An 18875-nucleotide genomic window follows, 5' to 3' on the forward strand; every position below is an offset into this window, starting at 1 on the left:
GCTCGAAAGCAAAATCCTAAAACGCAAGAAACCGCGGCCCAACACCCGGCTTTCCTGCAAAATCGAACACTTCATCGAGACAACTTCTGCTTATCTATCGGGCCGATCTGCATTCTTCACGGACGACTAAGGTTCAAATCGCTGGATTGCGGTCTGGTTTCAGGCCGTGCGCTTCAAATTTTGAGCGTGGCGCGGGCTATTCGAACCACGCGGCGTAGATCTTCGCGTAGCTACCATCTTCGCGTGCGATGTGAAGCCATTGGTCGACGAACGCTTTCAAGGCGACGTCGCGCTGCATCCAATAGGCCTTTTCCGCGAAGTCGAACGGCTTGTCGGGATGCACGGCGCACAGCACGCCGGGATGCAGCTTCTGCTGATAGCGCGTCTCGGACGCATCGGTCATCATCAGGTCGGCGTCGCCCTTGGCGATCTCGTCGAAGATCTTGGTGTTGTCGTTGAAGACGCGGATCTCGGCGGTTTTCACGTGGGCGCGCGCGAAGCGCTCGTTGGTGCCGCCGGGATTGACGATGATTCGGGTGCCGGGTTTGTCGATCTCGGCGATCGTCTCAAACTTGCCCTTGTCGGCGCAGCGCGCGATCGGCGTCTTGCCTTCGCGCATGATCGGCGTCGAGAACAGACCCTTCTTCTGCCGATCGAAGGTGATGGAGACGCCGCCCATCGCGATGTCGAAATCGTCGACCTCGAAATCCTTGGTCATCTGCGGCCACGATGTCAGCACGAACTCGACCTTGACGCCGAGCGCCTTGCCGAGCGACTGGGCCATGTCGACATCGAAGCCGCGGAAGGCCTTGGTCTCCTTGTCGAGATAGGTGAAGGGCAAATAGTCGCCGGTCATGCCGACGCGCAGGATGCCGCGCTTGACGATCTCATCGAGCCGGGACGGCGCCTGCTGCGCGTGCGCGGCGGACAGGAGCAAAGCGAGAGCGAGGCCGGCCAGCGCGCGAAACATCGAGGTCTTCTCCATCCGCATTTGATTGCGATGCCCGAAGGGCACGTATCGCGTCTCAGGCCTCGTTGCTGTCCTTGCTCGCCTGAACGACGCTTGCAGTGCGGCTGAGCATCTCGTGCTTGAAATGCTCGAAGCGCCGCCGCGCGTGGGCCTCGCGATCGTCGACGAATTTGATGGCGGCATCCCTGTCCATCGGGCCGTTGACGAGCGGGGTCGATGCCTCGCCGACGGTCTCGTCGACATAATATTGGGCGCCGTCCTGGCGCACCGTCCAGCGGAAGCGCAGCGCGGCCATCGGGCCTGGGCCGGACTTGGAATAGCCATTGGCCTCGATCGGTTGGGGCGGCGGCGGCTGGATCGACTCCGGCTCCGCTTCCGGCTCGCTTGGCTCCGGTTCACTTGTCTCAGCTTTGCTCGGCTCAGCCTTGCTTGGCTCAGGCTGTTCGACCGGTTCGGGCTCCTCGATCGGAGGCGGCTCGACCGCCGTCGGTTCGGCAGGTGCGGCCTCGACGGACACGGCCGTGACGGACACGACCTGGATGGACGGCGGCAAAGGCGGCGGCATTGCTATCGAGGCCGGCGGCTCCGCGGCGGGCCCAACTGGCTTGTCCGCTGTCTTGTCGGTTGGTTTGGAGGTCTCGGGAGGTGTGGTCGTCTGGTCGAGAATGCTCGCGATTGCGGCCAGCGCATTGTCGGTCGGGTCATTCACGGTTTGGTCTCCCAGGCTGACGGCGCGCGGAATCGTGCCGACGCCCTCCCTATCTACCTGATCTGACTATCCTTTGTCAGCCCCGCTGGTTCTGGCGCGCAGTCGTGACGCGAAGCGGGATCCACTTCGCTTGAAAGCGTCGTCAGGCACAAATGCGGACGCCGGTCCTTCCAGGGGCGGACCTGTTCGAGCTGGCCGGCCAAGCGGAACAGCAGTCCTTCCTCGCCGAGCTTGGCCGCGAACATCATGCCGAGCGGCAGACCGGCCTTGTTCCAGGCCAGCGGCACCGACATCGCCGGCTGTCCGGACATGTTGAACATCGAGGTGCCCGGCATGTAGCGGCGCAGCACCGGCGCGATGTGGCCGAGGTCCTCGGACATCGTGTTCAGCTCGCCGAGGCGGAGCGGCGGCGCGCACAGCGTCGGACTGAGGAAGATGTCGCAACCTTCGAAGAAGGTCGCAAGCGCGCGCGAGATCTGGAACGCTGCAAGCTGCGCGGCCACGTAGTCGGCCGGGTTCATCTTGGTCGCATTCTGGGCGCTGGCGAGCGTGAGCCGCTCGACATCGTCCGACGTCAGGGTGCGCCCGACGCGCTGCTCGAGCAGACGGATCGTCAGCGCCGTGTTGCCGCCGACGATGGTCGTCATGACCGCGGCGGGATCGGCCGCCAGCGGCGGCGCACGCTCCTCGACATGATGGCCGAGCCCCGCCAGCAGCTTGGCTACGTCGCGGACCGCCGCGGCGATCTCGGGATCGATGGCATCGCCGTAGGGCGACTTGTCGGTGAAGCTGATGCGCAAATGGCCGGGATCGCGGCCGACTTCCTGCGAGAACGGTCGCTCCGGCGGCGGCGCGACATAGAGGCTCGACGGCTCCGGACCGTGGATCGCATCCATCATCACCGCGCTGTCGCGGACGCTGATGCTGAGCACATGGCCGACGGAGAAGCCGCCCCAGCCTTCGCCGCGATCGGGACCCACCGGGTTGCGGGCGCGCGTCGGCTTCATGCCGAACACCCCGGAAGCGGAGGCGGGGATCCGGATCGACCCGCCGCCGTCGCTGGCATGCGCGACGGGCAAGATGCGGGCCGCGACCGCGGCCCCAGCGCCGCCGGACGAGCCGCCGGAGGAATGGTCGAGATTCCAGGGATTGCGGGTCGGGCCGAACAGGCGGGATTCCGTCGTCGGCATCAGCCCGAATTCCGGGCTCGAGCTCTTGCCGAAGATCGCAAGCCCGGCATCGAGGAAACGCTGGGCCAGGGTGCCGTTGTGATCCGCGACGAAGTCCTTCAGCAGGCTGGCGCCCGACGTGGTGCGTGTGCCCTCGAGCAGATCGAGGTCCTTCAGCAGGAACGGCACGCCGGTGAAGGGACCGTCAGGCAGCCCCTTGGCGATCTGGCGCTCGGCATAGTCGTAATGCTTGACGACGACAGCGTTGATCTTCGGATCGACGGCGGCGGTGCGCGCGATCGCCTCGTCGAGCAGTTCCTTCGGCGTCACGTCCTTGTTGCGGACGAGTTCGGCGAGACCGACCGCATCGTAGTTGCCGAATTCCTTGAAGGCCATGTGGGTACTCCGCATCGCCGGGCCGATCCTTTCGGATCGGCCGCGGCGCAAACGAGGAAGGCTGAAAGCTCAGCCGAGGACGTCCTGGTTGATCACATTCTGGCGCAGCGGATTGCCATCCAGCACGCTCAGGATATTGCGTGCGGTCTGCTCGCTCATGCGATCGACGGCCTCGACCGTGACGCCGGCCACATGCGGCGCCATGATCACGTTGGGCAAAGCGTGCAGGGGCTGGCCGACCGGCGGCGGCTCGACCTCGAACACGTCGAGGCCAGCGCCGGCGAGCTTGTCCGACACCAGGGCGTCGTGCAGCGCCTTCTCGTCGACGATGCCGCCGCGGGCGGTGTTGATGAGATAGGCGGTCGGCTTCATCAGCCTGATCCGCGCGGCGTTGAACAGCCCGACGGTTTCGGGATTCTTCGGGCAATGGATCGTGACGAAATCCGCCCGCGGCAGCGCCGCTTCGAGGCTCGGCACGGCCTCGCAGCCGGCAGCCGTGATCTCGCTGGCGGGCTTGTAGGGATCGTAGACCAGCACGTTCATTTCCATGGCGAGGCAGCGCTTGGCGGTGCGGGTGCCGATGCGGCCGAAGCCAACGATCAGGACGGTCTTGCCGTAGAGATCGAACGGCAGCACGCCGAGCCGGCTCGCCCAGGTGCCGTCCTTGACCATCGTGTGCATTTCCTGCGCGCGCTTGGCCAGCGTCAGCATCATGAACACAGCTTGTTCGGCGACCGACGGCGAGTTCGCCGTGCCAGCGACCATCAGCGGCACCTTGCGGCGGGACAGCGCCGGAACGTCGACGGCGTCATAGCCGACACCGATCCGGGTCACCACCATCATGCCCTTGGACGCCTCAAGCTCCGCCTCGCCGAAGCGGGTTGCGCCGAGTGCCACGCCATGGACCGGCGCATGCTGCTCGAGCATGGTCTGAAAGTCCTTGGCGGAGATCAGGTTGGGAAATTCGATGAGTTCTACGTCGTCCCGCTGGTTGAGGAGCACCCGTGCCCCCGGTGACAAAGTCTGGGTGACGAAAATCTTCTTCTTGTTGGTGGCCATTTCCTGCCCTTGAGGTTTCTTGTGCGCCGTCAAAGGACGACGCCGGTCACCTCGTTTAGCAAATGCATATTGTTGAGGTCCACAGCCAATCGGAGCGGGCTGCCATCCTGCGCACCGGCGTTGGGATTGACCCGGCCGCAGACCTGGTTGCCCTCGAGCGTGAAGTAGACCAGGGTCTCCATCCCCATCGGCTCCGTGACGTCGAGCATCGCGTCGAACGGCTCGATGCCCGGTTCGGCATGCGGCCGCGCCTCCATGACGTGCTCGGGCCGGATGCCCAGCAACAGCTTGTCGGTGCGGGAGAGAGCCTGGTAGCGGGCGGCGCGTGCCGGCGGCAGCGTGAAGGCGAGGCGATCGGTCAGCCGCACGTTGAGCTTGCCGCCGGTGTCCTCGAGCCGACAGGGCACGAAATTCATCGCGGGCGAGCCGATGAAGCTTGCGACGAACCGGGTCGCCGGCTTGTGGTAGAGCTCGTTGGGCGTGCCGATCTGCTCGATCCTGCCGTGATTCATCACCACGACGCGGTCGGCGAGCGTCATCGCCTCGACCTGGTCGTGGGTGACGTAGACGGTCGTGGTGCGGACCTTCTGGTGCACCTTCTTGATCTCGATCCGCATCTGCACGCGGAGCTTGGCGTCGAGGTTGGACAGCGGCTCGTCGAACAGGAACACCTTCGGATTGCGCACGATCGCCCGTCCCATCGCGACGCGCTGGCGCTGGCCGCCGGAGAGCTGCTTCGGCTTGCGGTCGATCAGGTCGGTGATGTCGAGCATGCGGGCGGCCTCGGTGACCCGGCTCTTGATCTCCGCCTTGGGATAGTGCTTCAGCCGCAGACCGAACGACATGTTCTCGGCAACGGTCATATGCGGATAGAGCGCATAGTTCTGGAACACCATCGCGATATCGCGGTCCTTCGGCGGCACGTCGTTGACGACGTCGCCGCCGATCATGATGTCGCCGTCGGAAATGTCCTCGAGGCCGGCGATCATCCGCAGCGTCGTCGACTTGCCGCAGCCGCTTGGCCCGACCAGCACCACGAACTCATGGTCGGCGATATCAAGGTCGATGCCGCGCACCGCCTCGACCTCATCGTAACGCTTCACAACCTTCCGCAAACTGACATCAGCCATAAGTTCAACCCTTTGTCGCACCGGCGGTCAGGCCGGCAATGTAGTAGTCCATCAGGAAGGCATAGATGATCAGCGGCGGCGCGGCGCCGAGCAGGGCGCCGGTCATGATCTGTCCCCAGTTGAAGACGTCACCCTTGATCAGGGTCGTGATGATGCCGACCGGCAGCACCAGCTGATCGGTCGATGTCGTGAACACCAGCGGATAGAGGAACTGAGCCCAGGAGACGGTGAAGGCAAAGATCGTGGCCGCGATCAGGCCGGGCAGCGCGACCGGAATGAAGATCCGGGTCAGCGTCTGGAACCAACTAGCGCCGTCGATGATCGCCGCCTCGTCGAGCTCCTTCGGGATCGAGGCGAAATAGCCGATCATGATCCAGGTGCAGAACGGCACCGTCAGCGTCGGGTAGATGAACAGTAGCACATACCAGCGATTGACGAGCTGGATGCCGGTCCAGTCGCCGAACACGGCGAACATCTTGAACAGCGGAATGAACAGCAGGCTGTCCGGGATGAGATAGGTGAGGAACACGCCGGTCGCGAGCGTCGCCGAGCCCCAGAATTTCATCCGCGCCAGCGCAAAGGCCGCCGGCACGCTGATCAGCATCGTGATAGTGACCACGATGATCGAGACCCAGGCCGAGTTCCAGAAGAAGCGCAGGAACTGGTTCGAGGTCAGAAGCTCGGTGTAGTTGCTGAGTGTCGGGTGATAGACCCACCACGGATTGGTCGCGGCCGAGATCTCGGCGCTGCTCTTCAGCGAGGTGATCAGCATGTAGATCGGCGGCGTCAGCGAGAAGATCGCAAACAGCACCAGGAAGAAATAGGACCAGCGTAGCGCCCAGGCGCGGTCGCGGCTCATGCTGCCGTACTTGACCTTGCGGGTCGGTCCGGACTTGTCGATCGTCAGGGAGCTCATCAGGCTTCGTTCCCGCGTTTGGTGATGTCGCGCAGGATGAAGATCGCCGCGACCGCGAGGATCGGCACCATGAACAGCGAAACGCTGGCGCCGAGCGGCACATCACTGCCCTCGATGCCGACGCGGAATGCCCAGGTGGCGAAGATATGGGTGTGGTCGAGCGGCCCGCCTGCGGTCAGGATGCGCACGATGTCGAAATTGGCGAAGGTCACGATCAGCGAGAACAGCGTCGTGATCGCGATGATGTTGCGCATCATCGGCAGCGTCACGTACCAGATGCGCTGCCACCAATTGGCGCCGTCGATCGCGGCCGCCTCATAAAGCTGGTCGGGTACCGATTTCAACGCCGCCAGATACATGATCATGAAGAACGGCGCGCCGTACCAGACGTTGACCAGGATCACCGAGAAGCGCGCCCACATCGCATCACCGGTCCACGGGATCGGCCCGATGCCGAAGAAGGAAAGCGTGTAGTTGAAGGCGCTGTAGGAGGGGTCGAACAGCCAGAGCCACGCCAGCGTGCTCATCGCCGGCGGGATCACCCATGGCACCAGCAGCATGCCGCGCCACTTGCGCTGCTTGTTGGCGGGTACGTTGTGCACGAAATGCGCGACGATGAAGCCGATCAGGGCTTTGAAGATCACCGCCGAGATCGCGAAAATGCAGGATTGCTTGACCACCAGCCAGAAGGTGTCGCGCTTGAACAGGAACTCGAAATTGCCGAAGCCGACGAACTTCGTCATCGCCTTGTTCAGCGTCGCGAGGTGCAAGGAGTAGAGGGCCGGATAGAGCACCAGGATCGCGATCAGGAGGATCAGCGGCAATGTCATCAGGAACGCGGCCATCGACTTGCGCCGCAGTGCGTTGCGCAGGCCGACGCGCCTTCGTCCCGTCTGGGCAGCGGCTGCGCGGTTGGATTGGAATGCGACATCAACCATAACGCAGGTCCCTCGCGCGGGTTGGTTGCACAGCTCGCCGGTTCGGCGGCTGGGATGTGAAGACGGGACCTCGCGCGGCCAACATCACGGGCGGTCGCGCGAGACCTCGCTTGTCGTCAGCTTCGCATGAAGCCTTCGCACTCGCCCTCGGCCCAGGCGAGCGTCTTTTCCATGCTTTCACCCTGGTAGTACCGCAGGCACATCTTGGTCAGCGTGGCCTGGAAATAGATCTGCTGCGCGATCTTGGGCGGCGCGGGCGAGGCCGCAATCGACAGCGTCTGGTGCTTGTAGGGGTTCGGATAGTGGTAGAGCGTCCCCTTTGGCGGCGCTTGCTCCGCCCAGACCTTCAAGGTCGTGAGTTTTTCGTAGGCCGGCAGGTCATAGCCACCGCTTGCGACCACCATTTTCTCGATCGATGCAGGTTGCGACAGGTGCGTCAGCAGGCTCTTGGCCGCCTCCTTGTTCTTCGAGAACGACCAGATCGACCAGAAGAACGGCAGATAGGGCGCGAAGCGTCCCTTCGGCCCCGCCGGGAACCCGTGCGTCCAGCACTGCTCCGCGACTTGCGGAGCATCGCGCTTGGCGACCGCCCACGCGCTCGGCGGATTCAGGATCATCGCGCCCTTGCCGGCGACCAGCCACTTGTTGTTGGACGCGTCGTCCCATGCCGCCACATCGGGCGGCAGGAAGGCGAGCAGCTTCTTGTAGTAGTCGAGGGCCTGGCGCACCGCGTCGGTCTTGACGGTGAGATTGCCCTTCGCATCGACCAGCTGCGCGCCGAACGACTGGAAGATCGCGCCGGCGGTGTCGACGCTGTCGCTGGTTTCGCCGAGGCCGATACCGAACGGGAATCCGGCCTTGTGGCAGGCTTCAGCCGCCTTGAGGAACGTATCGAGGGTCCAGTTATCGGCTTTCGGCTCGCTTCCGACCGGATACATCTCCTGCACGTCGATGTTGGCGTGTTTCTTCATCAGGTCGATGCGTGAGCAGGGACCCTTGATCTGGCTGCCGACGCTGGCGGGAACGCCGAGCCATTTGCCGCCGGCCTGGCCGAGATATTTCACCGTGCCGTTGACATCGCCGTTCAGCTTGAGGAGCGGATCCATGATGTCGTTGACCGGCTCGAGCAACTCGGCGTTGGCCTGCGGCCACCATGTCGGCATCTGGAAAATATCGTGACCGGATTTCGCCTGCGCCTCGGCGGCGATGGTGACGATGTTCTTGTTGCCCTGGCTGGTGATGTAGTCGATCTGGACCTCGACCTTCTCCTTGGCAGCCCATTCATTGACCAGCTCGGTGGACGCACTGTTCGCGCCGGGCACCCAGTGATCCCAGAAGCCCATCGAGAGCTTTCCGGCTGCGTAGGCGCCACGCACGTAGGGGGCTGTAATCAGCGCGGCCGATGACAGCGCTGTCGCTGCGACGAATTCTCGGCGCGAGAGCTTCTTCCGTGACATGGCATTCCCTCCCTGGTAGCCGACGGACAAAAGACTTTTTGAATCCCGTTGTTCTTTTTTGTGCGTCGCGTTTGCGCGACGTCGCGGGATTGCGTTGAAACCGATCAGAACAGAATTGCCGGCATCTGTCGAGAAACGAGATGCTGATGCCAACTAGAACTAACGTTGTGGTCAAATAGCAGGCAGTGCCGTTCGCATCACTGCAGTTGCCGGCGGTTTGCCGTGCGTCTTGCGATCATGCTGCGACGCACGCGAGCGGCGACGCAGACAAGGTCGCAGACGGTGCGCGGTTGAGCCGCAGCTTTCCGGTCAAGCCTCAGCGAACTCTGTTCCGCCATGTTGATGCCCGGCGCGGCCGATAGACTTGCTGAAGCCGGAAACGCTAAAGTCCGGATTTGTCGAACCTACTCCCGCATCAATTCCGCAATCCACCACCGATCACGGAGACCCGATCATGCTCATCCCGGTAGCGAAGCTGCGCGCACAATGGAGATTGTGCGCCGCGGTTGGGGCCGCCACCGTCACGTTGCTCGCAGTGCCTCATATGGTCGATGCGCAGATCGTGCAGGGCGTCGAAAAGGGGGCACGCGAGGGCAACAAGGCTGCCGGGCCGGTCGGCGGCGTTCTCGGCGGAGCTATCGGCGGCGTTGTCGGGGTGGTGACCGGCGTGACCGGGGTGTTCACCGGCAACAATGGCAACAACCCCAATGCCGGCAGCGGCAAGAACGCACAGGGCGCGGCGGCCGGCGCCAAGGCCTCCAAGTCGGCCAAGGCCGCCGCCAAGGACAAGGGTGCGAAGCAAGCGCCGACCGTGCTGACCCAGGCCGGCGCGCCGCAGCTGACGGCCGAACAGATCGTCGCCAACAGCGACGCGAACATCGAACGGATCAAGAAGGAGCTCAACCTGACGCCGGAGCAGGAGAAGAACTGGGCCGGCTTCAACAGTGCGATGCACTATCTCGGCCACAACGGCGCCGACCGCCTCAACCTGCGCATCGCGCGGGCACAGCGCGATCCGCCGGATGACATCATCGAGCAGATGCGCAACGAGGCCCAGTTCCTCAATGACCGGGCGGTCGATCAGCGCGGCGTCGCCGACGCCGCCGAGCCGCTGTTTGCCAGCCTCGACGACAAACAGAAACAAATCTTCATCAACGAAATGGTCCGCCTGAGCCACGAACGCGGCCTCGACTGAGAGGTCTCGCCGGCCAAGTGGGGACGAATAGCCGGGCCACCAAGCCCTGGGGTAGGTTAAAGGCGCAGCACCCGGCTATTCTGCCGCAGCGGCGCGGCCCGGTTAATTCGTCATTCAATGTTGAAGAAAAACGGACCGGATCACGCCCGAGTGATGGCCGAGTCAGGGCCTTGTCGGGAACCATCCACAGCGCCTGAGGCCAGCGCGGATTGAGCCGTCAATGACCCGGACATCGGCACGCAAAAGCGGCGATGTCCTTCGGACGCTGTGCCGGCAACCAGCGATCCGGAAACGCCGGCGCTTAGCTCTTCGGGAAGTTCAGCTCAACGCCGACGCCGTCCGGATCGTAGAGGAATATCTGGGTGTCGCCGGTGCGCGGCACGATCTGCTCACGGAAGGTGACGTTCTTCGACTGCAGGCGCTTGCGCACGGCCTCGACGTCGCTGGCGGCAAAGGCGATATGGTCGAGGCGGCCGGTGTCCTCATATTTCTTCGCGGTGCCGCGCACCACGATGCCGTCGCGCGGCTTGCGGGTGCCCATCAGATGGACTGTGGCCTGGCCGTCGGAATAGAGCCAGTAGCCGGGGAAATCGAGCGGCGGCCGTTCGCCGTTCTCGAGCCCGAGCACATCGCAATAGAACTCCTTGGTCTTCTCCAGATCCTGCGGCTCGATGGTGTAATGCTGTAGTCCACCCAATGGCATGGTTCTTCTCCTTGAGAAATCGGGTTAAACGAAGCTGAGGTCGGCCTCGACGCCCAGCATCCAGGCGCCGACGGTCTCGAAATGGCTGAAGCGGCCCTGCAACTGCTGGGTCACGGTGTGGATGTCGCGGAAGCGCCGCTCCAGCGGATGACCGTCGAAGATGGCGGTGGCGCCGGCGGTGTTGTAGGCGAAATCGACGGCCTCCCGCGCCTTGTGGATGGCGTGCGTGGCCGCCATCCGGATCGTCATGCGCTGTGCCACCGTGATGCTGTGGCCGGCAACCAGGTCCTTCCAGATGTCGGCCATCGACTGCAGCAGGAAAGCGCGGGCGGCGCGCAGATTGACCTCGGCCTGGGCGAGGCCGGACTGCACCACGGCATTGTCCCGCAGCGTCTTCTTCATGCCGCGCGGCACCTTGTTGCGGGCGACGTCGACGAAATTGTCGAGCGCGCTGCGGGCAATGCCGCAGGCGACCCCGGCAAAGCCGATCTGGTAGCAGGTGTGGTTGCTCATCCGGTACAGCGGGCCGTCCTCGCGGCACTCGCGGTCGAATTCGCGGGTGATCGAATGGTCCGCGCGGACGAAGAAATCGTCGAGCGCGAACTGGTCGCTGGCGGTACCGCGCAATCCGACCGTGTTCCAGATGTCGGTCCATGCGACGTCCTCGGTCCGCACCAGCATGGTGCGCTCGACCTGCTCGCCATTGGCATCCCGGCGCGGCGAGCCGTCCGCGGCATAGACCGGGCAGTGCGCGCCGAGCCAGGTGGCGTGCCGCCCGCCCGAGGCAAACGACCAGACCCCGGTGACGCGGTAGCCGCCCTCGCACTCGATCGCCTTGACCTTCGGGCCGGGGCCCCAGGCGAGCACGGCACGCGGGTCAGCAAATACTTCCTGCGCGACCGGCAGGTCGAGATAGGCCGCCGACATCGCGCAGCCGCCGGCCTGGCTCAGGCACCACGCCGTCGAGGCATCCGCCTTGGCGATGGTCTCGATGGCATGGAAAAAGGTGACAGGATCGGTTTCGATCCCGTTGGTTGAACGCGGCAGCAGCAGGCGGAACAGCCGCGCCTCATGCAGCCGGTCGAGCAGGTCGGGCGGCAGGCGGCGCGTCGTTTCGATATCGTTGGAGGCGGCCGCCACCGCGTCCCTGATCGCCTCGGCGCGGGCGATCACGTCGCGATCGCCGATAAGGTCCGCAGAAGTCACATTCATGTTCGCCTCCCTCAGGCGCGCCGGATCGTTGCGGAGGCCGCAACGTCGGCCGTCGCGTTGAGCTCCTTGTCGATCTGCTCGATCGACTTGCCTCGGGTCTCGAGCCCGAAGAACAAATAGACGGCCCCCGCCATCAGGAACCAGCAGCCGAGATAGACGAAGGCGGTCGGGATCTGGGTCAGTGGCACGTCAGGCTTGAGGTAGTTGTTAGAACCGACGATCAGCGCAAGACCGACCGGCCCGATGATCTTGCCGATGCCGCCGAAGCCATAGGCAGAGCCCATCCCCGTGGTGCGCAGATGCGACGGCCAGACCTCAGCCGCGTAGGGACCGACGATCGCAAAGCCGCCGTCGGCGAAGAAGAAGGCGGCGGCCAGCAGCAGCCAGAAGGCCGACATGCCGAACAAAGTCGCGTCGTAGTGGTAGCCGGCGATGATGGTCAGCGCGCCGGCGCCGAAGCCGAGCAGGCCGCCGGCAACACGCCGTCCGAGCAGCTCCGAGAACCAGGAGAAGGAGATGCGGCCGAGGAAGCCGGTGATGCTGAGCAGGATCATCATCTTGGCGGCTTCCTGCGGCGTCACCTTCAGGAGCAGCACGAACAGCGCGGGGGCCCATAGCGTGATGCCGTAGACGCCGGTTTGCGCGCCGGCATTGCCGAGCCAGGAGACGATCAGGCTGCGCGGATATTTGAACAGATCGAACCAGTTTGTCGTGACGACCGGACCGGCGTCGGCCGCGCTCGGCAGCGGCAGCTCCGACGGCGGCACCTGCAGCGCCCAGGCCAGCGACTTGCGGGCTTCGTCATAGCGTCCTTGCCGGCACAGCCAGCGCGGCGACTCCGGGACCCAGATCCGAACCAGCAGCACCAGGACCGACGGCAGCACGCCGATCGCAAACAACAGCCGCCATTGATCGGTTCCCATGACGGCCCCGAGCACCGCGCCGAGGCCGACGCCGAGCGGGATCACGCAGGTGACGAGGCCGCCGACCCAGCCGCGCTTGTGCGAGGGCATGAACTCCTGCACCAGCGGCAGGTCGACACAATAAAGACCGCCGACGCCGGTGCCGACGAAGAAGCGCAGGATCGCCAGATAGACCCAGCCGTTATCGGGTGTGAAGTAGAGCAGGCCGGTCGCGATCGAGAAGTTCAGCACCGTGCCGATGAAGACGATACGCCGCCCGACCCGGTCGGCGAGCCAGCCCCAGAGGTAGGCGCCGAGGATGGCGCCGATGCCGGAACTCATCAGCACGGTGGCCGACTGGCCGAAGGTGAGCTTCCACGGTCCGATCAGGAACGCGAGCACGAAGCCGATCAGGAAGTAGTCGAAGAATTCCAGCGCATCGCCGATGATGGCCGCCGCAAGGATCTTGATCTGGTTGCCGGTCAGAGTCGTCCGGCGATCGAGAATCTCGAACATGGCGCGTCTCCCCATGGCGCCTGTTCATTATTCCCCGGAGCGTGCGTCGCGCCAGCGCATCGCCCATAGGATGAGGCTATCCTCGCGCCAGCGCGAACGACAAGCCCGCGCCGACGCGGGGCTCATCTGCATTGGCGCGATAAGCGGTCCCGCTTACTGCTGCGCACAAATGGTGGTGCGAAAGCCCGATATGAGCCGCAGGAGCCGTTGACTCCAGCGATGCCGATCGCCCACGTTTGCGTGAAGAACATTTGGGGAGGCCGGGTGGACGAAAAGCGTAAGCATCCGCGAACCGAGGTCAACGAACCCGGCTATGTCTCGTCGGGCGGTTCGGTCATGCATTGCACGATCGTGAACATCTCGCCGGAAGGGGCGGCCATCGAGGTCGAGAATCCGGCCTTCGTCCCGCACCGATTCCGCCTGGTGATGGCCCGCGACGCCTCGGTCGTCTACGAGTGCCAGGTGATCTGGAGCAAGAAGACGCGAATTGGAGTGAGTTTCGTGGCGACCGCCTGAGCGCGGCAATCTCGATTGGGGACGCCCATGAACCAGCGTGCCAAGGGGACCCGGGTTTCGTTGCTGGAACAACAGGTGATCCGCCGATGACTCCGGAACCTGCAACGATCTGCCTTGGCTGCTGGCAAAACCTGCATATGCCGATCCCGTTGCGCGGTCCCTTGGCGGCGCCGTTCCGTCTGTTCGGAGTCCGGCCAAGCCGCATGAACCCGAACACATGCACGATCTGCGAGATGGCCTTCTCGAAGATCATGAAGGCGCGCGCCGTCACCATCGACGCCACCATCCTGTTCGCCGATCTGCGCGGCTACACCACGCTGACGCAGACCATCGCGCAGGATGGGCTGACCTCGCTGCTCGACGCGTTCTACGACGACTGCGCCGCCGCGATCTGGCGCTATGATGGCATCCTCAACAAGACCATCGGCGATGCCGTGTTCGCGATCTTCAATTTCCCGGTGCGGCGCGACGATCATGCCGTGCAGGCCTTGCTCGCGGCGCGCCAGATCCAGCGCAGTTTTCGCGACAGGCACGATGCGCTGGTGCGGGCGATCGGCGCCGGCGACATCGAGATCGGCATCGGAATCGGAATGGATAGCGGTGACACCAATTTCGGTGAGTTCGGCCAGGCCCACCGCGACCTGACGGCAGTCGGCACGGTGGTCAATCGCGCGGCACGCGCGCAGGCGGCCGCCAGGTCAGGCGAGATCCTTGTGACGACGGCCGTGCGGGATCGAACCCGCGACATGATCACGGCTGCCGGTGCCGATTACACCCTGAAGGGCTTCGACCAGCCCGTCACATTGTTTCCTGCGTGAATTGGCTTTCGCGTAAATTGACGCGGCGCAAAAAGACGGCTCCAGCGTGCAACTGCGCGCCGAAGCCGTCGGGGATGGTCGTTTGCCGATTACGAACGCCGCCTCAACGCAAGGTCGGCGGCTTTGTTCCAGCCCGGATGAAAAGCTTCGAACCGGCGTCAGCGCCACATGCCACGCATCCGGGCGCCGATGTCGATCGGCGGCGCGCGGTTGGCCGCGGATGCCTGCGCGGCCGCGGCGCGCGGCCAGGTGGTCCGCTCGAACATCGGCAGCAGTCGTTCCGGGATGAAGCGGGTGCGCGAGGCATACATGTGGCGGTCGCCCTTGGCGGCCTGGCCGTGGACGAAGAAGCGCTGCGGCACCAGCAGATGCAGATCGTCCTTGGCGCGCGTCATCGCGACATAGAGCAGGCGGCGCTCCTCCTCGAGTTCGGCCGACGTGCCGGCGCCGAGGTCGGAGGGCATGCAGCCGTCGACGACATTGAGCACATAGACGGATTTCCATTCCTGGCCCTTGGCGGAATGGATCGTCGACAGGATCAGATAATCCTCATCGAGCAACGGCACGCCAGCCTGGTCGCTGGTCGCATCGGGTGGATCGAGCGTGAGCTCGGTGAGAAAACGTTCGCGTGACGGGTAGCCGGCGGCGATCTGCTCGAGCTGAATGAGATCGGCGCGGCGTACCTCGCTGTCCTCGTGGATGCGATCGAGATGCGGTTCGTACCAGAGGCGGGCGCGTTCGATATCGACGGGCCATTCCGAGTAGCGAAGGTTCTCGATGGCCTCCACGAACAGCCGCCAGTCCGCACCGGCGCGGGGCGGAGCGGGCAGCGCGACGAGCGCAGCAATCGGATCGGCGGCCTCGGTCATGCGGTCGAGCACCCGCTGCGCCGAGGCCGGTCCGACGCCGGGCAACAGATGCAGGATGCGAAAACCTGCAACCCGGTCGCGCGGATTGGCGGCGAAGCGCAGCAGCGCCAGCATGTCCTTGACATGCGCGGCGTCGAGGAATTTGAGGCCGCCGAATTTCACGAACGGAATGTTGCGGCGGGTCAGTTCGACCTCCAGCGGTCCGCTGTGCGAGGAGGTGCGGAACAGCACCGCCTGGTGCTTCAACAGGGTGCCTTCCTCGCGATTGGCCAGCACCTGCTCGACGATGTAACGGGCCTGATCGGCCTCGTCACGGATCGTGACGAGCAGCGGCTTGCGGGTCGAGGTCCGGTCGGTCCACAGGTTCTTGGTGAAGCGCTCCTTGGCGAGCGAGATCACGCCGTTGGCGGCCGACAGGATCGGCTGCGTCGAGCGATAGTTGCGGTCGAGCGTGACGATCTCGGCGGCCGGGCTGAACTGGGCCGGGAAGTCAAGGATGTTGCGCACGGTGGCGGCGCGGAACGAATAGATCGACTGCGCGTCGTCGCCGACCACGGTGAGCCCGCGTCCCGCGGGCTTGAGTGCGAGCAGGATCGAGGACTGCAGCCGGTTGGTGTCCTGATATTCGTCGACCATCACATGATCGAAGCGGCCGCCGATCTCCTCGGCCAGCGCGGCGTCCGTCACCATCTGCGCCCAGTAGAGCAGGAGGTCGTCGTAATCGAGCACGTTCTGCCGCTGCTTGGCTTCGACATAGGCCCCGAACAGCTGTTTCAATTCACTCGCCCAGCCGGAGCACCACGGGAAGAACTGGCCGAGCACGGCTTCGATCGGCATCTCCGCGTTCACGCAGCGCGAATAGATCGCAAGGCAGGTGCCCTTGGTGGGGAACCGGCTTTCGGTGCGGGAGAACCCGAGATCGTGGCGGACCAGATTGATCAGGTCGGCGGAATCCTCGCGGTCATGGATCGTGAAGGCCGGGTCGAGGCCGATACGCTCGGCGAATTCGCGCAGCAGCCGCGCGCCGATGCCGTGGAACGTGCCGGCCCAGCTCAGCGCGTCGGTCATGACCGAGGCGCGATCGCCGAGCACGCGGCGCGCAATGCGCTCGACGCGGCCGGCCATCTCGGCGGCGGCGCGTCGCGAAAAGGTCATCAACAGGATGCGGCGCGGATCGGCGCCAGCGACGATCAGATGCGCGACGCGATGGGCGAGGGTGTTGGTCTTGCCGGACCCCGCGCCCGCAATCACCAACAGCGGCGCGCCGACGATGCAATCCTTGCCGACCCCGTGCTCGACAGCGCGGCGCTGCTCGGCATTGAGCGCATCGAGATAGGCTGTGTTGGCAAGATCAGTCACGAATCACCCCCACGAAACGCTAACAGACATTGCGATTCATTGGGGCCGACGCGCCGAGGCGGACGCAGAGAAATTAGATTGACATTAACGCGGCGCGGCGCACAACCCCGCCATGGGTGACGTATCCAAATCCGACACGCCGCTGAAGGCGACGTTCAAGGTGCGGCTGAACGGCGAGACGGTGACGCTTGCGACCGTCGGCCAGGCCTATCGCTTCATCAGCAATCTCAGCGCCGTCGAATGGATGGAGTTCCGCTCGCTGCATGACGAGGCATTGGTTGCGCTCGAGAGAGCGGCCGGTAACGCCATGCTGACGGTGCAAGCGACCAACGCGTTGCGGATGCTGTTCGTCCGCGCGAAACTGCTTTGAAAAGAAAATGAGCCGCCTTGGTGTTCCATTGGCCCTCCAAGGCGGCCCGAGAGTGCGGCTGAAGCGCATTGCGCACCCGGCCGTCGCGTGTACCGCCGTTACCTTGTTTGCGGCCATAACGAACAGCGCCTTACGCAACCACCGCCGATTCGGCTGTAGCCGCGGCACCACAATCACGGGCCAACGTCATCGACCAGGCGGTCATACACGAGCGCAGACCGGAGGTTCATGGTTGCGATCTTCAGATAGCCCGGCTCGCGCATGGCGTTGTTGAACATCATGATCGCCGTCTTCCAGTAGCCGCGCTCGCGCTGATCCAGGTTCAGCGCGGACAGGTAGTCCGCGGCGTCGCCGACCGTCGCGAGCGTTCGCCCGTCCTTCAGCGTAATCGGGAACGCAAGCGGCGACCGCTTCTCCAGCTCCAGCACGTCAGGCTCCCCCAGGACCAAGCAGCAATAGACAAAGCAGCAATAACAGGAACAGACCTAGCTGCGCCGCTATATCAAAGCCTTAAGGGGACGTCCGGCCTGGCTGGAGCGGACGGTTCAGAAAGAATCCGCCAGTGCGATCTCCGCCTTCAGCGCGTCGATGCGCCGTTCGGCTTCCTCGGACGTCAGGTCGCGTGCGTACTGGTTCGGCTGATAGGCCTCCTCGGCGAGGCTCCTCAACCGCAGCGCCTGGGCACGGGTCATCAGCCCGCCAAGCCGCTCCGCAACCCCACCATATCTTACCGCTGCCACGCTCATTGCTTGCCTCGCTTGCTGGATCGTGACTTGACAATATGTTCTATTTTTGTTCTAACAAGCCATGGACAACAAGATCAATGAAATTCGGCGCAAGATCAGCACGTTGCGAGCTGAGATGACCCTGATCGAGGCGTCGATCCGGGATCAGGTCAACCGCGACCTCGATTGCAGTGAAGCATCGTACCGGCTGATGGCGATGCGAGCCGAAGTGGCACAACTGGTCGGCCGGTGGAAGGCCGCAGGCGGCGGCGAGCGTCTCCCCACGGTCCGGGAGCGGCTGAGCCGGAGCTTCGAGGACCGCGCCGGCGCGAAGGTCAAGGTGGACAAGGACAAGGCGAAGCCTACGTCCGGTCACAGCAACGCCCGGGTGTGATCCGGCGGTTCGCCCAAAGAAGGGAGCCTCGAACACCGGCTCAGGCCCAAATCAGGTTTCAAGGACGGAACCCGGACCGCAGGATCTGCATTTTCTTGTGGTGAGAGCCAATACCATAGCATCGCCCAGCGCCATGATCGCCGATCCGACCGCGCCACCGCGGGCATCGATGAATGACGATCGCAGTCCACTGCTGACGCTGATCTCCTGCATCAGCTGCATCAGGACGATGCGGCTCGAGAGCAGCCATCCGGGCAGCGAGGGCAGGGATATTCTTCAGTACCGCTGCGAACAATGCAGCCGTATCGAGCGGGTGCAATTGGTGCGGCGAAGCTGGCCGGCGGAACGCTAGCCTTTCGATTTTGGACTAGTGTCCCGAATCCGAAGTTCGCATCATTTGCCGCACCTTCGGAGCGAACTTCGGAGTCGTCCGTGAAGAATGCAGATCGGCCCGATAGATAAGCAGAAGTTGTCTCGATGAAGTGTTCGATTTTGCAGGAAAGCCGGGTGTTGGGCCGCGGTTTCTTGCGTTTTAGGATTTTGCTTTCGAGC

Annotated in this window: 20 protein-coding genes; 6 read left to right on the forward strand and 14 right to left on the reverse strand. The window is 64.1% G+C overall.

Annotated elements, in window-relative coordinates; translation table 11 throughout:
* Positions 1–196: 196 nt before the first annotated feature.
* From I6F38_RS41195 to I6F38_RS41230, 8 genes are all read right to left on the reverse strand, one after another.
* Positions 197–970, reverse strand: coding sequence for a transporter substrate-binding domain-containing protein (locus I6F38_RS41195; protein ID WP_225164401.1), 774 nt, complete (start codon positions 968–970; stop codon positions 197–199).
* A 55-nt stretch (positions 971–1025) separates the two neighbouring features.
* Positions 1026–1679, reverse strand: a complete 654-nt coding sequence (locus I6F38_RS41200) for a hypothetical protein (protein ID WP_225164402.1) — start codon at positions 1677–1679, stop codon at positions 1026–1028.
* 53 nt (positions 1680–1732) lie between these two features.
* Positions 1733–3244, reverse strand: a complete 1512-nt coding sequence (locus I6F38_RS41205) for an amidase (protein ID WP_225164403.1) — start codon at positions 3242–3244, stop codon at positions 1733–1735.
* A gap of 69 nt (positions 3245–3313) precedes the next feature.
* Positions 3314–4303 (reverse strand): hydroxyacid dehydrogenase, encoded by a 990-nt coding sequence (locus tag I6F38_RS41210; RefSeq protein WP_225164404.1) that lies wholly within the window; start codon positions 4301–4303, stop codon positions 3314–3316.
* Positions 4304–4332: 29 nt separating this feature from the next.
* Complete coding sequence (gene ugpC / locus I6F38_RS41215; RefSeq protein WP_225164405.1) at positions 4333–5433, reverse strand: sn-glycerol-3-phosphate ABC transporter ATP-binding protein UgpC; 1101 nt, start codon at positions 5431–5433, stop codon at positions 4333–4335.
* A 4-nt stretch (positions 5434–5437) separates the two neighbouring features.
* Complete coding sequence (locus I6F38_RS41220; RefSeq protein ID WP_225164406.1) at positions 5438–6349, reverse strand: carbohydrate ABC transporter permease; 912 nt, start codon at positions 6347–6349, stop codon at positions 5438–5440.
* Positions 6349–7287: a sugar ABC transporter permease gene (locus I6F38_RS41225; protein ID WP_028340672.1), complete on the reverse strand. Its 939-nt coding sequence runs from the start codon at positions 7285–7287 to the stop codon at positions 6349–6351. The genes I6F38_RS41220 and I6F38_RS41225 overlap by 1 nt, the downstream gene beginning before the upstream one ends.
* 116 nt (positions 7288–7403) lie before the next feature.
* On the reverse strand, positions 7404–8744 hold the full coding sequence (locus tag I6F38_RS41230) for an extracellular solute-binding protein (protein WP_076828868.1): 1341 nt from the start codon (positions 8742–8744) through the stop codon (positions 7404–7406).
* A gap of 544 nt (positions 8745–9288) precedes the next feature.
* On the opposite strand from I6F38_RS41230, the gene I6F38_RS41235 reads away from it, so the two are divergent.
* The gene (locus I6F38_RS41235) at positions 9289–9939 is read left to right on the forward strand and encodes a Spy/CpxP family protein refolding chaperone (RefSeq protein WP_225164413.1); all 651 of its coding nucleotides are present in this window, start codon (positions 9289–9291) and stop codon (positions 9937–9939) included.
* A 301-nt stretch (positions 9940–10240) separates the two neighbouring features.
* Here the strand turns inward: I6F38_RS41235 and I6F38_RS41240 are convergent, their stop codons facing one another.
* The 3 genes from I6F38_RS41240 to I6F38_RS41250 are packed head-to-tail and all read right to left on the reverse strand — an operon-like array spanning position 10241 to position 13272.
* Positions 10241–10642, reverse strand: a complete 402-nt coding sequence (locus I6F38_RS41240) for a VOC family protein (RefSeq protein ID WP_225164407.1) — start codon at positions 10640–10642, stop codon at positions 10241–10243.
* 24 nt (positions 10643–10666) lie between these two features.
* Positions 10667–11854 carry an acyl-CoA dehydrogenase family protein gene (locus tag I6F38_RS41245; RefSeq protein WP_225164408.1) on the reverse strand — a complete coding sequence of 396 codons (1188 nt, stop codon included), beginning with the start codon at positions 11852–11854 and terminating at the stop codon, positions 10667–10669.
* 11 nt (positions 11855–11865) lie between these two features.
* Positions 11866–13272, reverse strand: coding sequence for an MFS transporter (locus I6F38_RS41250; protein WP_225164409.1), 1407 nt, complete (start codon positions 13270–13272; stop codon positions 11866–11868).
* A 264-nt stretch (positions 13273–13536) separates the two neighbouring features.
* Here I6F38_RS41250 and I6F38_RS41255 point away from each other — a divergent pair, with 264 nt between their 5' ends.
* Complete coding sequence (locus I6F38_RS41255) at positions 13537–13788, forward strand: PilZ domain-containing protein (protein WP_016845781.1); 252 nt, start codon at positions 13537–13539, stop codon at positions 13786–13788.
* Between the two features lie 86 nt (positions 13789–13874).
* The gene (locus I6F38_RS41260) at positions 13875–14606 is read left to right on the forward strand and encodes an adenylate/guanylate cyclase domain-containing protein (RefSeq protein WP_157347728.1); all 732 of its coding nucleotides are present in this window, start codon (positions 13875–13877) and stop codon (positions 14604–14606) included.
* A gap of 158 nt (positions 14607–14764) precedes the next feature.
* Here I6F38_RS41260 and I6F38_RS41265 read toward each other — a convergent pair whose 3' ends face one another.
* On the reverse strand, positions 14765–16834 hold the full coding sequence (locus I6F38_RS41265) for an ATP-dependent helicase (RefSeq protein ID WP_225164410.1): 2070 nt from the start codon (positions 16832–16834) through the stop codon (positions 14765–14767).
* Between the two features lie 112 nt (positions 16835–16946).
* Here I6F38_RS41265 and I6F38_RS41270 point away from each other — a divergent pair, with 112 nt between their 5' ends.
* On the forward strand, positions 16947–17204 hold the full coding sequence (locus tag I6F38_RS41270) for a hypothetical protein (RefSeq protein WP_018271640.1): 258 nt from the start codon (positions 16947–16949) through the stop codon (positions 17202–17204).
* Between the two features lie 173 nt (positions 17205–17377).
* Here I6F38_RS41270 and I6F38_RS41275 read toward each other — a convergent pair whose 3' ends face one another.
* Positions 17378–17632, reverse strand: a complete 255-nt coding sequence (locus tag I6F38_RS41275) for a hypothetical protein (protein WP_225164411.1) — start codon at positions 17630–17632, stop codon at positions 17378–17380.
* A gap of 117 nt (positions 17633–17749) precedes the next feature.
* Positions 17750–17950 carry a DUF3072 domain-containing protein gene (locus I6F38_RS41280; protein ID WP_026192767.1) on the reverse strand — a complete coding sequence of 67 codons (201 nt, stop codon included), beginning with the start codon at positions 17948–17950 and terminating at the stop codon, positions 17750–17752.
* A gap of 61 nt (positions 17951–18011) precedes the next feature.
* On the opposite strand from I6F38_RS41280, the gene I6F38_RS41285 reads away from it, so the two are divergent.
* On the forward strand, positions 18012–18323 hold the full coding sequence (locus I6F38_RS41285) for a hypothetical protein (RefSeq protein WP_225164412.1): 312 nt from the start codon (positions 18012–18014) through the stop codon (positions 18321–18323).
* A 133-nt stretch (positions 18324–18456) separates the two neighbouring features.
* The gene (locus I6F38_RS41290) at positions 18457–18675 is read left to right on the forward strand and encodes a hypothetical protein (RefSeq protein ID WP_016845796.1); all 219 of its coding nucleotides are present in this window, start codon (positions 18457–18459) and stop codon (positions 18673–18675) included.
* The last annotated feature ends 200 nt before the right edge of the window (positions 18676–18875 follow it).

This window comes from Bradyrhizobium sp. BRP56, assembly GCF_020194035.1.
Classification (GTDB): Bacteria; Pseudomonadota; Alphaproteobacteria; order Rhizobiales; family Xanthobacteraceae; genus Bradyrhizobium; species Bradyrhizobium australafricanum.

What these genes read in the sequence shown, in the direction of transcription:
- I6F38_RS41280 (WP_026192767.1), bottom strand. Translation starts at nt 17,950, where the DNA reads ATGAGCGTGGCAGCGGTAAGATATGGTGGGGTTGCGGAGCGGCTTGGC.
- I6F38_RS41230 (WP_076828868.1), bottom strand. Translation starts at nt 8,744, where the DNA reads ATGTCACGGAAGAAGCTCTCGCGCCGAGAATTCGTCGCAGCGACAGCG.
- I6F38_RS41285 (WP_225164412.1), top strand. Translation starts at nt 18,012, where the DNA reads ATGGACAACAAGATCAATGAAATTCGGCGCAAGATCAGCACGTTGCGA.
- I6F38_RS41195 (WP_225164401.1), bottom strand. Translation starts at nt 970, where the DNA reads ATGTTTCGCGCGCTGGCCGGCCTCGCTCTCGCTTTGCTCCTGTCCGCC.
- I6F38_RS41205 (WP_225164403.1), bottom strand. Translation starts at nt 3,244, where the DNA reads ATGGCCTTCAAGGAATTCGGCAACTACGATGCGGTCGGTCTCGCCGAA.
- I6F38_RS41225 (WP_028340672.1), bottom strand. Translation starts at nt 7,287, where the DNA reads ATGGTTGATGTCGCATTCCAATCCAACCGCGCAGCCGCTGCCCAGACG.
- I6F38_RS41240 (WP_225164407.1), bottom strand. Translation starts at nt 10,642, where the DNA reads ATGCCATTGGGTGGACTACAGCATTACACCATCGAGCCGCAGGATCTG.
- I6F38_RS41220 (WP_225164406.1), bottom strand. Translation starts at nt 6,349, where the DNA reads ATGAGCTCCCTGACGATCGACAAGTCCGGACCGACCCGCAAGGTCAAG.
- ugpC (WP_225164405.1), bottom strand. Translation starts at nt 5,433, where the DNA reads ATGGCTGATGTCAGTTTGCGGAAGGTTGTGAAGCGTTACGATGAGGTC.
- I6F38_RS41290 (WP_016845796.1), top strand. Translation starts at nt 18,457, where the DNA reads ATGATCGCCGATCCGACCGCGCCACCGCGGGCATCGATGAATGACGAT.
- I6F38_RS41260 (WP_157347728.1), top strand. Translation starts at nt 13,875, where the DNA reads ATGACTCCGGAACCTGCAACGATCTGCCTTGGCTGCTGGCAAAACCTG.
- I6F38_RS41245 (WP_225164408.1), bottom strand. Translation starts at nt 11,854, where the DNA reads ATGAATGTGACTTCTGCGGACCTTATCGGCGATCGCGACGTGATCGCC.
- I6F38_RS41210 (WP_225164404.1), bottom strand. Translation starts at nt 4,303, where the DNA reads ATGGCCACCAACAAGAAGAAGATTTTCGTCACCCAGACTTTGTCACCG.
- I6F38_RS41250 (WP_225164409.1), bottom strand. Translation starts at nt 13,272, where the DNA reads ATGTTCGAGATTCTCGATCGCCGGACGACTCTGACCGGCAACCAGATC.
- I6F38_RS41270 (WP_018271640.1), top strand. Translation starts at nt 16,947, where the DNA reads ATGGGTGACGTATCCAAATCCGACACGCCGCTGAAGGCGACGTTCAAG.
- I6F38_RS41235 (WP_225164413.1), top strand. Translation starts at nt 9,289, where the DNA reads ATGGTCGATGCGCAGATCGTGCAGGGCGTCGAAAAGGGGGCACGCGAG.